The following is a 12364-nucleotide window of genomic DNA, read 5'->3' as shown; positions in this document are numbered from 1 at the left end:
TCCACGGCCGCCCGGGACCGGGCCTCAGCTGGAGCCGCGCTCGATCAGTTCGAGCCGGAGTGTGACCTCCCGTACCGCTGCCCCGTCCTTGCCGGTCATCCGTTTGTGCAGCAGCTCCATCGCGGCCCTGCCGGATTCCTCGAGAGGCTGGCGCACCGTCGTCAGATCGAGGGCTTCGGCCAGGTCGCTGTCGTCGAATCCGGCCACGGCCACGTCTCCGGGTACCGCCAGTCCGAGCTCGTGCGCCGCCCTCACCACGCCCGCGGCGAGGGTGTCGTCGGCGGCGAAGACGGCCGTCGGGCGCTGCTCACCCGAGAGCAGGGCGCCCGCCGCCGCGGCGGACGCCCCCACACTGGGCTCGACGAAGCGCACGTGGGTGTCGGCGAGCCCGCATCCCGCTTCGGCCAGCGCCGCACGGTATCCGCTCAGTCTCCTGCGGGCGGGCGAGAGGTAGTCCTCCGACTGCTGCGTCTCGCCGACGAAGCCGAGGCGCCGGTGCCCTCGTCCGACCAGGTGCCCGGCCACGAGGCGGCCGCCGGTGGCGTCGTCCGTGTGGACGGAGTCGAAGTCGGGATGGCGCACGTCGACCAGTACGGCCGGCAGTCCCAGCGCTCGCAGGCGCCCGGCGACGGACTCCTCCAGCGGGAGACTCACGACGAGGATCCCGTCCAGCTGTCCGGTCAGCGGCAGGCTCTCCAGCAGCGGTGAGGCGCTCCGCACCGCCGACTCCTCGTCGAAGAGGACGACTTCCAGCGGCAGCCCGGCCGCCTCGCGCAGCACGCCGTTCAGCCGCCGGGCCACCGAGGGGTAGGAGGTGAAGGGCGCGAGCACTCCGATGCGGCCCACGCCCCTGCGTGCCTTGGCGACGGCCTCCGTCTTGGGGGTGTACCCGAGCGCGTCGGCCGCGGCGAGGACGCGCTGCCGTGTCCGGGTGCTGACGCGTGCCGGAGTGTTCAGCGCCAGCGAGACCGTGGAGATGCTCACGCCGGCTTCCGCGGCGACGTCGTAGATGGTGACGCGGCTCGGCAACTGCTCTCAGCTTTCCTCGACTTGGCCCCGGCCGGCCACATCGTAGACCGGTACGCACGGGGGCCGGGCCCGCTGACGGAGCGCGGACGGCACGGGAGTTGCGCCGCAGGCCGCGCGGAGGCTCACTGGACGTCGAACTCGTTGCCCTCCGGGTCGGCCATGGTGACGTGGTTGCTGCCCTGCGCCTCGACCTTGTGCAGCACCTTCGCGCCGATCTCCGTGAGCCGGCGCACCTCCGAATCGCGCTGCTCCGGGCCGACGTGCAGATCGATGTGCAGACGGTTCTTGGCCTGCTTCGCCTCGGGGACGGCCTGGAAGAGCAGGCGTCTGCCCAGGCCCGTGCCGCTGGCCTCGTCGACCGGGTCGTCGGGGTGGCGTACGGCGGCCAGGAGGCGCCATGCCTTGCGTCCGTCGACCACGGTGAAGTCGTTCCGGCCGACGGCTCCGGAGGCGAGGAGCTGGTCGATGAGCACGCTGTTGTCCTCCACCTCGTAGCCCAGGGCGAGGGCCCAGAACCTGGCGAGCTGCAGCGGGTCCGAGCAGTCGACGACGAGTTTCCAGTCCACGGCCATCAGGTCCTCCAGGTCCGGGAAGAGCTTCGCGCTACAGGTCTCTCAGTGGTTCCCACCCGGAAACCACTTATACTGGTTACATGAATGCCGAGGCAACAGGGCTGGTCATGCACTCGCCCGAAGGCACCCGTTACGTCTTCGACCCGGGAGCGCTGTGCCTTGAACTCCTCACCACGGGCGGACCGGGCGACCTGGCGCGCTTCGAGGTGCTGCACACCCCCGGTGATCTGGCCGAGTGGCTCGTCCGGTCACGCCTCCGGCCGGCTCCTCAGGACGTCCGCGTGACCGTCCCCGAACTGGATGCCGCACGCCGACTCCGTGACGCTCTCTGGGACCTGGCGCGTGCAGGGGTGTACGGACGCGCGCGAGAGCCCCGTGACGTGGCCGCGCTGAACCGCGCCGCCGCCCACCCCCCACCCGTCCCGCAGCTGGGGGAGGACGGCGCCCGCGGCTGGCAGCCTCCCGTCTCGGGAAGTCAGGCCATGTCCGCCGTGGCCCGGGACGCCGTCGAGCTGTTCACGGGCCCGTTCGCCTCCCGTGTGCGCGAATGCGGCGCAGGCGACTGCTTTCTGGTCTTCGTGGACACCTCCCGCCCGGGGCGCCGCCGCTGGTGCGCCATGGAGCGATGCGGAAACCGTCACAAGGTCCGGGCCCTGCGCGCCCGGCGCGAGAGCGAGAGAGAGGAGACGAGAGGGGAGACGAGAGAGGAGACAGGGCCATGACCCGACCCACGGGACTGACGAAGGACGCCGGCTACGAGATCGGCGTCTCCAGGACGCTGCACCTGCCGCCCGGAGCGGTGTGGGAGTTCCTCACCAGCTCCGAGGGGCTGGCCGTCTGGCTCGGTGCGGGCGCCCGTGTCGAGCCCCGCCGCGGCGCCGCGTACACCCTCGACGACGGCACGACGGGAGAGGTGCGCGGCTATCAGGAGGGAGTCCGTGTCCGGCTGACGCACCGTCCGCCCGGAGCGGACCGCGAGAGCACGGTCCAGTTCACACTCCAGGCGCGGGCGAGCAAGACAGTGCTCCAGTTCCATCAGGAACGCCTCGCGGACGCGGAGGAGCGGGAACGCCGGCGCCGCCACTGGAAAGCGGTGATGAGCCGCGTCACGGAGGCACTCACGCCCGCCGGTTGACGGCGCTCCGCTCTTCTCGCGCCCTGCCTCCGCTCTTCTTGCGCCCGGCGCTCCGCTCTTCTCGCGGCGCGCAGCCGACTCACCCCGGGCCGGAGCCGGCCGACTGGAGGAACCAGTCGCGCGCAGCCGCCGCGACCTGCTCCAGAGCGCCAGGCTCCTCGAACAGATGGCTCGCCCCGGGCACGACCTGTACGCGGTGCGTCTCGGGCAGCTCCTCCGCGGCCTTGCGGTTCAGATCCAGCACATGCTCGTCCCGGCCACCCACCAGCAGCAGCACGGGCACCCGCACCCGGCCGACCGCACCACCGGCAAGGTCCGGCCGCCCGCCGCGGGAGACGACGGAGACGACGCGGTCCGGCCGCTCCGCGGCGGCCACGAGCGCGGCGGCGGCGCCTGTGCTGGCGCCGAAGACATGCACCGGCAGTCCACTGGTCGACGGGTGCTTCGCGAGCCAGTCGACGGCGATGGCAGTGCGCTCGCCCAGCAGTTCGATGTCGAAGCGGAACTGCCCGCTCAGCGCGTCGGACCGCTCCTCGTCCTCGGTGAGCAGATCCATCAGCAGCGTGCCCCATCCGTTCCGGCGCAGCGCCTCGGCGACCGCACGGTTGCGGGGGCTGTGCCGTGAGCTGCCGCTGCCGTGCGCGAAGAGGACCACCCCGCGGGACGAAGGGGGAACCTCCAGGTCACCGGCGAGGTCCACGTTGCCCGGCACCGAGACCGACACTGTTTCCGAGACCATCAGAGCTTTCCCCTTCCGGCTGGCTCTCCGTGCTCCCCAGGTAGCCGTGCCTCCGGGATCTCATGCACGGAAACGGCGTGCGAGCGGGCACCGAGACAGCACCTGCGATACGGAGGCAGGCCGCAGGGAGGCGGAGGAACCGCAGGAGAAGACGCCGTCCCGGGCTTCGGTGCCGGTCAGGCCGTCAGTGCCGGTAGACGCGGAAGTAGTCGAATTCCGCGGTCGCACCCTTGCCGCCCATGGAGACCAGCCCCGCACGCAGCTTGCTCCCGCCGGGCAGCGTCCAGGTTCCGCCCGCGATCCACTCGTGGCCGTCACGGCTCGTGAACGCCTGTACGCGCCTCTCGCCGCTGCGGCGGTCCGTGGTGTGCCTCAGCCGCAGCCACGTGGTCCCGGCGGGCGGGCCCACGGACGTCGAGCCGTAGGCGATGTCGCCCTCGTAGGGCTGCTCCTTGCCGTACTCGGTCTGCCGGGTGTTCCAGATCGCCGCATGTGACAGGCGCAGGTACCTGTCGTCGTCGACGTAGGCGACCAGACCGCCCTGCTGGTAGTTGCGTTCGGTCTCCTCGCCGAGGTCGATTTCCAGCTTCGTCTCGACGGTGAAGTCCCCCTTCGGGGTGTCCCGCAGCATGACGGAGGCGGTGTTGTTCTTCTTGTGCAGGTCGGCGTCCTGGGTGGGCCAGACGTACTGTCCCTTCTCCACCCGTCCAGCGGGATCGCGCACCCACTGCCAGCCCGGACGCGGCTGCTCACCGTCGAACTCGTCGCTGCGGGAGCCGTCGAGCCGGCCGGGCACGTCCGGCCGGTGCCCCTCCGGCCCCGGCAGTGTGCTCGCCGCGGCACCGGGTGGTCCGGTGACCGGGGCGGACTGCCGCCCTTCGGACGCGCCCTTGCCGCCGCGGACGACCGGCCAGCCGTCCACCCAGTCCAGGCGGTCGATGAGCATGGGGCGGCGGTTGATGCCGTACGGCTCGTCGAGGTACGGCTTCGCGCGGTCGATGGCGTGGTAGACCATCCAGTCCTGACCGGCCAGGTCCTTCACGACGGCGTTGTGTCCCGTGCCCACCCAGCGGTTGCCGTTGGGGGTGAGGGCGATGCTTCCGCCCGTACGGGATGCCGTCAGCGCGACGCCCTCGCGGTCGGTGAAGGGGCCGCGCACGGAGCGGGAGCGCCCGACGAAGACCGAGTAGCCGGTCGTCGGGCCCGCACAGCAGTCGCCGGAGGAGGCGAAGAGGTACCACCAGCCGTCACGCCGCACGACGTAGCCGCCCTCGAACCTGTTGTCCGTGGCGACCTTCGTGGGTCTGCCCACGGTCCGCCGGCCGTCCGCCGACAGCTCGGTGACCTCGATGCCGCCGTAGTACGAGCCGTAGTAGAGGTAGCGCCGGCCGTCCGTGTCGACGACGTGCGCCGGGTCGAACGTCCACAGGAAGTCGTCCTTCTCCCCCGTTCCGCGCCTGGGTTCGACGACGGGCTCGTCGTGGGACTTCCAGGGGCCGGCGGGGCTGGACGCGGTGGCGACACCGATCGCGCTGTCGTCCTTCTCGCCCGTCGCGTCGGTCTGGGTGACGACGTAGTAGAGCCAGTAGCGGCCGTCGTGGTAGCTGATGTCCGGCGCCCAGTAGGCGGCGTCGTTCTTCTCGTCGGCCCACTCGGGGGCGTTGTCCTCGTCGAGGGCGTCGCCGACGTAGGACCAGTTCACCAGGTCGTGCGAGCGGGCCACGGGCAGCGAATGCGGCTTGCCCTCGCCGCTGCGGAGCGGATCGGTGGTGCCGAACGCGTACCAGTAGCCGTCCTTGCCGCGTACGACTGCGGGGTCGGCGAAGGTGTCGGCGAAGCTGCCGGAGACGGGGTTGCGGTAGGTGAGTGCGCGCGTTCCGTCGCCATCCGCCCTCGCATCGGCGGAAGCGGCGGAACCGTACGTGTGCGGCACGAATGCCAGCGGAATCAGCAGAGCCGACCCCGCGAGTGTGCGGCGGATCCGTGCTCCGGAGCTCCGTGCGGTCACTTGCCCTCCCAGGGTTCTCACAGCGGCACGCTCGTTCTATAGCCGGGAGTACAACGTTGTAAAGAGCTGGGGCGGGGACTGCTCGCCACCGTGACAAAGACCGTGAAGGCTGCTCAGGCCGCCCTCGTGCAGAGGCAGTCGGCCCATGCGCAGAGAACTGCAGCCGTCCACCGCTGCGGAAGCGGTGGACGGCTGCAGGGGACGGCCGGGCTCTCAGGCCGCCGGGCCGGGGCCCGTCCTCAGGACTGGGGCCGCCTGCCGTGGTTGGCCGCGTTCTTGCGACGTGCCTTCTTCTTGCGGCGCCGCTTCGATGACATGCCGGCTCCTTTCTGTGGTGCTTCCCGGGTGCCCGGCCCGGCGGTCATACGCGCGTATGCCCCGCCGCCGGAGCACCAACCGTTCGTGAGCAGCACCCCACCATGCACGGGCGGTCATCTCCAAAACGGCCGGCCCCGCGGCCGGTCAGCCCTGGATGCCCTGCCGGAAGTGGAGGAAGTCCTGCGGGTCGTACGGTGCTTGACCCCGGTGCGGCGCCGGCAGGCGGCCGGACTGCGCCTGCGGGCTCTGCCTGTGCGACCCGACGGAGCTGACGGGACCTGCGCGAACGTCCGGCCGGCGGGGTTGCATTCCTTCCCGGGCAGCGGCGCCTCATGGGTGCCGGGTGACGCGGGACCGGGGGAGGGGCGGAACCGGCCGGTCCCCGCTGCGTGTCACGACGCCCGTTCGACGTCGGGACCGCGTCCGGGTCCAGTGTGTGGGTATGGAGACAAACCGACGTTCATGGGCACTGGCGGGGCCCGTCACCTCGCCGTTCGCCCACCCCGGTGGCGTCCTCGGGCGCCTGGCCGGGCGCTTCATGCTGTGGACCAATGCCCAGAGCGACATCCTCGGTGTCCTCCGAGTGCGGCCGGGGGAGCGGGTACTGGAGGTCGGGTACGGGCCGGGGGCACTGGTACGGCTGCTCGCGGCCCGTACCGGAGCGGGCCACATCCACGGTGTGGACCCCTCGCCGGAGATGCGGGACGCCGCCGCCCGCCACAACCGCGGAGCCGTACGCGCCGGCCGCGTCACCCTGGAGACGGGGACGGCGGAGGACACCGGCCTGCCCGGCGAGGCCGTGGACCACGTCGTATCCGTCAACACCGTGGCGATCTGGCCCGATCTGGAGGCAGGACTGCGGGAGTTGCACCGCGTCGTACGTCCCGGAGGCGCCGTGGTGATCGCATGGCACGGCGGCACCTCCCCCGGCCGGATCGCGCGCAAGCTGCGGCTGCCCGAGGACCGGCTGGCGCGCATCGAGTCCGCACTGACAAGCCTGTTCACCGGCGTGGAACGCCGCCGGTTGCGGAACCTCGACGTCTTCAGGGCCGTGCGCCGAACCCGCCCCGGTGGGTGAATCCGCCGAGGAGGGCCGGGAGTCGGGACGTACCGTCCGCGCTCAGCGCCTCAGCAGCAGCGCATCTCCGATGGCCCGTTCGCCGGCCGGGTCCGAAGGACGCGTGATCAGAGCACCGCCGACGGTCATGCCCGTCGAGCCGCCGCCGTCCAGGTTCATCGCCTGCACGGCACCCAGCGAGGCCATCAGCCGCGCCGTCTCCGTGACCGACAGGCCGTCGCTGTAGCCGGGCTGCCTGCCCTCCGCGGTGACGAGAACGACCCGTCCCCGGCCGTCCACGCCCAGAGCCGTGCGCGGATTGCGCTTGAGGCCCCACGCGTAGGGGGCCGTGGGGTCTCCGGGCCGGTCGATGCCGTCGGCGCCGAAGTCGACGGCCACCTTCCCGTCGCGCACGAGCCGCGGGCCGCCGTTGACGATGTCGTCCCCGGGACCCAGGCGCACTGTCCGCCCGTCCTCGTCGAGGACGCGCTTCTTCAACTTCAGGTCCGATCCGGGGACGGCGTGAGCGCGAAGCCAGCCGGCGCCCTCGCCCGTGCCCGCGAGTACGTTCCCGCCGGCGGGCACCTTTCCGCCGCGCGACCGCAGTTCCAGCACCCGGCCCGTACGGTCCAGCACGGCCTCGACGCCCTCGCCCGACGGGGTGGAAGCACCCAACTCACCGGTGAACAGGACAAGTTCGTGCTCGTCGGTGCAGGTGATGTCGTGCCGCGGCAGTTCGGTGGGACGGTCGCCGCCGACTCCTCCGCAATTGCGGATCAGCCCCGGCCGCCGGTTGACGCCGTCGACCGTCCTGGCGGGCCCGTCAGCCCCGCCGCCCTCCGCGCGTACGCGCAACTCCGTGCGCAGATGCCGCAGTTCGGGCCGCAGCCCGTCACCGCGCAGCACCGCCGCGACCCGGCCGTTCGTCGCGGCGCTCTGCAACCGGCCGTCGTGCGCGGCCACTCCGGCCGCGGCACCGGGCACACCGTCCTCCTCCTCCATCACGAAGAAGCCGGCGTTCACGCCGAGCAGCGCACCCGCACGGGAGGACAGCGACGTGAGCGTCTCCCTGCCCGAGACGGCCGCGCCGGTGTCGCTTCCGAGGGAACCGCCGAACCGGCGGGGGTCGATCACGGCGGCTTTCACACGCGTCATCCCGCCACGGCCCGCTCCGTCCCCGCCCGTCCAGTCCGTCGCAGCATCGAAGCCGGCCTCGTCGAGGTCGGCGCGCCGCGCGTCGGCCTCCTCCTGCGATGCGTAGCTCCCGACCCGTATCCGCACACCCAGGGTTCCGTGCCGGTCGGCGGATCCACGAGGCCATTCGACGCGCTCCGTGCGAGGGGTGAAACCGGCTGCCCGGAGTTCTCCCGCCGTCGCCTGCGCCTCGCTCCGGCTGAGGAGTTGGGCGCCGTCCACGCTCACGGTCGTCGTCCAGCGCGCCGTGCCGCCTTCCTCGAGGAGAGTGGAGTACAGGTCCGCACCCGGCGCGAGCCGCTGGTGGTCCCAGCCCGAAAACGCCCCGGGCGTCCGCCCGTCGAGCCCGTCCCCGCCGACCGCACCAGCCGGCGGCGCCGTGAGGAGAGCCACGCTGACGGCTGCCAGCGCGCCCGCCGTGCCGGTCACGCGCATCCCGAAGGGGCGGACGGTGCGGCGGGGGCGTACCCGGTGACTGGCGGCCATGGGCTCTCCATCGGGACAGGTCGGGGAACGGCTGTGGTGCGCAGAAGATACTGGCTGCGAAGTCCGCGGGCAGCCCCGCGTACCACATGCCGGGCGACGGTGCTCTCCGGCGGGACGGTGTGCTGTGATGAGGCGCCGGGCGTCCCCACACTCGTCGCAGGAGCCACCACATGAGCGCCGAAGAAGCACCGTGGTGGCGGGATGCCGTCGTCTACCAGGTCTATCTGCGCAGTTTCGCGGACGCGGACGGCGACGGTACGGGCGATCTGCGCGGCCTGCTAGGGCACTTGGACCACCTGGCCGAGCTGGGTGTGGACGCGCTGTGGCTCAACCCGTTCTACGTCAGCGGCGAGGCCGACGCCGGATACGACGTCGTCGACCACCGGGCGGTGGATCCCGCGATGGGCACCCTCGCCGACGTGGACGAACTGATCGGGCAGGCACACGCACGCGGCCTTCGGGTCGTCGGTGACATCGTCGCCAACCACACCTCGGTGCACCATCCCTGGTTCCGGCAGGCCCGGTCGGGCGGCCCCGGGGATCCGATGCGCGCCCGCTACCACATCGCGCCCGGCCGTGACGGCGCGCCGCCCTCGCAGTGGCAGTCGCTGTTCGGCGGCCCCGCGTGGGAGCCGCTCGGCGACGGCGACTGGTATCTGCACCTCTTCGACGTCGAACAGCCCGACCTGAACTGGGATCATCCCGAAGTCCTCGCCGACGTCGAGAGAACGGTGCGCTTCTGGCTCGACCGGGGCTTCGACGGACTGCGCTTCGACGCCGCCGGAGCCCTCGCGAAAGCCCCCGGCTACCCCCCGGTGCCCGAGGGGGAGCGCCGGCCGGGTGACGGCCATCCCTACAGCGACCGCCCCGAAGTGCACCGCATCCACCGCCGGTTCGCCCGGATCCTGGCAGAGCGTCCCGGCCGCTTCGGGGTGGCCGAGACCTGGGGTCCCGCCTGGCTCGGTGAGCCGTATCAGCGTCCCGGCGAGCTTCAGCAGGCGTTCGCCATGGACGTGGTCTTCACCCCGCTCGACGCCGAAGCGCTCGGCAGCGCAGTACGTTCCTACCTGGACGCAGCGGCCCGTCAGGGACGGCGTCCCGCCTGGCCGCACGGCAACCACGACGTCGTACGGGCGGCGACCCGCTGGGGGAGCGAAGGCGCACTGGCGGTGCTGTTCCTCCTGCTCGCACTGCCCGGCGCGACTTACCTCTACGCCGGTGACGAGCTGGCCCTGCCCGAAGTCGAGCTCGCCGACGACGACTTGAGGGACCCCTCCTGGGCGCGCTCCGGCGGTACGGACCGCGGCAGGGACGGCGCACGCGTGCCGCTGCCCTGGACCCGCGAGAAGGAGGGCCACCACGGGTTCTCACCTCTGGGGACGCGCCGGGGCACGTGGCTGCCGCAGCCGCCCGGATGGGGCGAGCGCAGCGTGCAGGCCCAGCACGACGACTCCCGCTCGGCGTTGCACACGGTCCGCTCGGCGCTGGCTGCCCGGCCGGAGCTCCGGGACGCTCCCTGGCCGCAGTGGCTGCCCGCCCCTGCCGGAGTGCTCGCCTTCCGGCGCGGTCAGGTCACCTGCGTGCTGAACTCGGGTGGCGAGCCGCTGACCCTGGACGCCTGGGGCGGCGAACTGCTCGCATGCAGCCGCCGGTTGGACGCGACGGGCAGGCTGCCCTCGCCCGGCACCGCCTGGCTCCGCTGACGCACAGCGGGAGCAGACCCCGTCACCACCGCTTGATCAGACTCCGCCACCGTAGCGGCGGCCGAGCCCCGAGAGCGAGGCGTTCCCCCTCCCACGAGCAGCACCGAACCGGGTGACGCACCCCCCTGTCCAGTGCGCCACCCGGAGAACCACCCGCCCCTGTCAGGGCTCACGCCCCGGGCGGTCGCTGCTCCGTTCCGTGCTCCCCGCCCGGCGAGGCGCCGGGAGGAGGCCCGGCCATCGCCGGCACGCGTGCCGTGCCCGGCCGGGGGATCGCGGCCAGCAGCTGGCGCGTGTAGGGGTCCTTGGCGTCCCCGATCACCTCGAGCGTCGGTCCGTGCTCCACCATCGATCCCTGGTTGAGCACCATCACCTCATCGGCGAGGAGCCTGGCGCTGAGCAGGTCGTGGGTGATGTAGAGCATGGCGATGCCGCGCTCGCGCACCAACGTGTCGAGGAGTTCGAGGATTTCGGCGCGGATGGAGACGTCGAGCATCGAGATGGGCTCGTCGGCGATGAGCACCTCCGGCTCCGGCGCCAGTGCCCTGGCGATGACGACCCGCTGCCGCTGCCCTCCGGAGAGCTGACTGGGCAGTTTGTCCAAGTACTGTCCTGCCGGGCTGAGTCCGACGGTCTCCAGCAGCTCGGCTGCCCGCTTCCGCGCCTGCCTGCCGTCCATCCCCAGGTGGTTGCGGAGCGGCCGGCTGAGCGCGTACGCGAGGGTCCGTGTCGGGTTGAGCGCGGAGAACGGGTCCTGGAAGACGAGCTGGACGTGCCGCCGGTAGCGGCGCAGCGCGCGGCGCCGCAGCCGGTCCACGCGGGTGCCCTTGAAGTGGACGCTGCCCCCGCTGGGCCGCTCCACCCCGGTGAGCAGGCGGGCGATGGTCGACTTGCCCGATCCGCTCTGCCCGACCAGGGCGCTGACCCGTCCCGGCCGCAGCGTGAACGACACGTTCCGCACGGCGGGGGTGGAGGTGAAGGCGAACCCACGCTTGGTGCGGTAGGTCTTGCTGACGGCTTCGACGACCATGACCGGCTCCCCGCCCGTCCGTCCCCGGGCATCGGCCGTCGTGGAGAAGACAGCCACGTTCCGCACGGGCGCCGCCGCTCCCGCCGCCACCGCGGCTCCCGGCCCGACGCTGTCGGCGGCCCGGTCGGAGGTCCCCTCCAGCAGCAGGCACCTGGCCTCGCCGCTCCCCACGGGCAGGAGCAGGGGGTGGTGCGTCCGGCAGGCGTCGACCGCGACCGGACAGCGCGGCTCGAACAGGCACCCGTCGTGCTGACGCGACAGGTCCGGCGGCCGCCCCGGCGTGTAGGCGACTTCGACGGCTGCGTCGCGGGGGTCGGCGTACGAGCCGAGCAGACCGACGCTGTAGGGGTGCAGCTGCCCCGCCACCATGTCGGCCGCGGGCTGGTTCTCGACGATCTCACCGGCGTACATCACCATCACGCGGTCGGCCATCTCCATGACCGTCCCCAGGTCGTGGCTGATGAAGAGCACCGCGAACCCGAGCCTGCGCTGCAACTCCCGCAGCCGGTCCAGGATGTCGCGCTGCACCACGACGTCCAGGCCCGTCGTCGGCTCGTCCAGGAGCACGAAACGCGGCCGCAGCAGCAGGGCGAGAGCCAGAGCGACACGCTGTTTCATGCCGCCGGACAGCTCGTGCGCGTAGCGGCGCAGCACGCCGCGGTCGAGGGAGACCATCTCCAGCAGTTCGCCCGCCCGCTGGTCGACGTCGGCCTTCTCGCCGGCCACCTCGGGGTGGGCGGCGATGGTGTCGGCGAACTGCTCGCGCACGGTGATGACCGGGTTGAGCGAGTTCATGCTCGACTGGAAGACCGTGGACAGGTCGGCCCAGCGCATCGGCCGGAGCTCTTCCTCGTCCAGGTGGGTCACGTCGCGGCCGTCGAAGGTGATCCGTCCGCCGGTGATCGAGGCGGGCTTCTCCAGCAGCCGCAGCACCGCGTGCCCGAGTGTCGACTTGCCGCAGCCCGACTCCCCGAGCAGGCCGACGAATTCACCCTCGCCGACGGTGAAGCTGACGTGGTCCACCGCCCGCACGGCGGCCGAGTCACGGGGACGGTAGGTGACGCTGAGGTCTTCGACCTGGAGCAGGGTCATC

Annotated in this window: 11 protein-coding genes; 4 read left to right on the top strand and 7 right to left on the bottom strand. The window is 72.2% G+C overall.

Annotation, left to right across the window (positions count from 1 at the left end; all coding sequences use genetic code 11):
* Positions 1-24: 24 nt before the first annotated feature.
* The gene (locus ACFPA8_RS11600; protein WP_386446461.1) at positions 25-1029 is read right to left on the bottom strand and encodes a LacI family DNA-binding transcriptional regulator; all 1005 of its coding nucleotides are present in this window, start codon (positions 1027-1029) and stop codon (positions 25-27) included.
* 122 nt (positions 1030-1151) lie between these two features.
* Complete coding sequence (locus tag ACFPA8_RS11595) at positions 1152-1601, bottom strand: VOC family protein (RefSeq protein ID WP_386446458.1); 450 nt, start codon at positions 1599-1601, stop codon at positions 1152-1154.
* An 80-nt stretch (positions 1602-1681) separates the two neighbouring features.
* Between ACFPA8_RS11595 and ACFPA8_RS11590 the strand changes: the two genes are divergently transcribed.
* Together ACFPA8_RS11590 and ACFPA8_RS11585 are read left to right on the top strand one after the other, a co-directional pair.
* Entirely contained in the window at positions 1682-2323 is a 642-nt protein-coding gene (locus ACFPA8_RS11590) for a CGNR zinc finger domain-containing protein (RefSeq protein WP_386446455.1), read from the top strand.
* Positions 2320-2736, top strand: a complete 417-nt coding sequence (locus ACFPA8_RS11585) for an SRPBCC family protein (RefSeq protein WP_386446453.1) — start codon at positions 2320-2322, stop codon at positions 2734-2736. The genes ACFPA8_RS11590 and ACFPA8_RS11585 overlap by 4 nt, the downstream gene beginning before the upstream one ends.
* A 79-nt stretch (positions 2737-2815) precedes the next feature.
* Here ACFPA8_RS11585 and ACFPA8_RS11580 read toward each other — a convergent pair whose 3' ends face one another.
* From ACFPA8_RS11580 to ACFPA8_RS27680, 3 genes are all read right to left on the bottom strand, one after another.
* Positions 2816-3475 carry a dienelactone hydrolase family protein gene (locus ACFPA8_RS11580; protein WP_386446452.1) on the bottom strand — a complete coding sequence of 220 codons (660 nt, stop codon included), beginning with the start codon at positions 3473-3475 and terminating at the stop codon, positions 2816-2818.
* Between the two features lie 184 nt (positions 3476-3659).
* Positions 3660-5483: a glycoside hydrolase family 43 protein gene (locus ACFPA8_RS11575; protein WP_386446449.1), complete on the bottom strand. Its 1824-nt coding sequence runs from the start codon at positions 5481-5483 to the stop codon at positions 3660-3662.
* Between the two features lie 239 nt (positions 5484-5722).
* On the bottom strand, positions 5723-5800 hold the full coding sequence (locus ACFPA8_RS27680; protein WP_373292019.1) for a 50S ribosomal protein bL37: 78 nt from the start codon (positions 5798-5800) through the stop codon (positions 5723-5725).
* A 443-nt stretch (positions 5801-6243) separates the two neighbouring features.
* Here ACFPA8_RS27680 and ACFPA8_RS11570 point away from each other — a divergent pair, with 443 nt between their 5' ends.
* Positions 6244-6879 (top strand): class I SAM-dependent methyltransferase, encoded by a 636-nt coding sequence (locus ACFPA8_RS11570; protein WP_386446446.1) that lies wholly within the window; start codon positions 6244-6246, stop codon positions 6877-6879.
* Positions 6880-6921: 42 nt separating this feature from the next.
* Here ACFPA8_RS11570 and ACFPA8_RS11565 read toward each other — a convergent pair whose 3' ends face one another.
* Positions 6922-8538 carry a phosphodiester glycosidase family protein gene (locus tag ACFPA8_RS11565; protein ID WP_386446443.1) on the bottom strand — a complete coding sequence of 539 codons (1617 nt, stop codon included), beginning with the start codon at positions 8536-8538 and terminating at the stop codon, positions 6922-6924.
* Between the two features lie 170 nt (positions 8539-8708).
* Here ACFPA8_RS11565 and ACFPA8_RS11560 point away from each other — a divergent pair, with 170 nt between their 5' ends.
* Positions 8709-10241, top strand: coding sequence for an alpha-amylase family glycosyl hydrolase (locus tag ACFPA8_RS11560; protein WP_386446440.1), 1533 nt, complete (start codon positions 8709-8711; stop codon positions 10239-10241).
* A gap of 169 nt (positions 10242-10410) precedes the next feature.
* On the opposite strand, the gene ACFPA8_RS11555 is transcribed toward ACFPA8_RS11560, so the two are convergent.
* On the bottom strand, positions 10411-12363 hold the full coding sequence (locus ACFPA8_RS11555; protein ID WP_386446438.1) for an ABC transporter ATP-binding protein: 1953 nt from the start codon (positions 12361-12363) through the stop codon (positions 10411-10413).
* Position 12364 lies beyond the last annotated feature (1 nt).

Origin of the sequence: Streptomyces ovatisporus, from assembly GCF_042653885.1 — a bacterium.
Classification (GTDB): Bacteria; Actinomycetota; Actinomycetes; order Streptomycetales; family Streptomycetaceae; genus Streptomyces; species Streptomyces ovatisporus.
Note: the sequence above shows the minus strand (reverse complement) of the source record. Positions and strands in the feature narration are given on the sequence as shown.

What these genes read in the sequence shown, in the direction of transcription:
- ACFPA8_RS11595 (WP_386446458.1), bottom strand. Translation starts at nt 1,601, where the DNA reads ATGGCCGTGGACTGGAAACTCGTCGTCGACTGCTCGGACCCGCTGCAG.
- ACFPA8_RS11590 (WP_386446455.1), top strand. Translation starts at nt 1,682, where the DNA reads ATGAATGCCGAGGCAACAGGGCTGGTCATGCACTCGCCCGAAGGCACC.
- ACFPA8_RS11585 (WP_386446453.1), top strand. Translation starts at nt 2,320, where the DNA reads ATGACCCGACCCACGGGACTGACGAAGGACGCCGGCTACGAGATCGGC.
- ACFPA8_RS11580 (WP_386446452.1), bottom strand. Translation starts at nt 3,475, where the DNA reads ATGGTCTCGGAAACAGTGTCGGTCTCGGTGCCGGGCAACGTGGACCTC.
- ACFPA8_RS27680 (WP_373292019.1), bottom strand. Translation starts at nt 5,800, where the DNA reads ATGTCATCGAAGCGGCGCCGCAAGAAGAAGGCACGTCGCAAGAACGCG.
- ACFPA8_RS11570 (WP_386446446.1), top strand. Translation starts at nt 6,244, where the DNA reads ATGGAGACAAACCGACGTTCATGGGCACTGGCGGGGCCCGTCACCTCG.
- ACFPA8_RS11565 (WP_386446443.1), bottom strand. Translation starts at nt 8,538, where the DNA reads ATGGCCGCCAGTCACCGGGTACGCCCCCGCCGCACCGTCCGCCCCTTC.
- ACFPA8_RS11560 (WP_386446440.1), top strand. Translation starts at nt 8,709, where the DNA reads ATGAGCGCCGAAGAAGCACCGTGGTGGCGGGATGCCGTCGTCTACCAG.
- ACFPA8_RS11555 (WP_386446438.1), bottom strand. Translation starts at nt 12,363, where the DNA reads ATGACCCTGCTCCAGGTCGAAGACCTCAGCGTCACCTACCGTCCCCGT.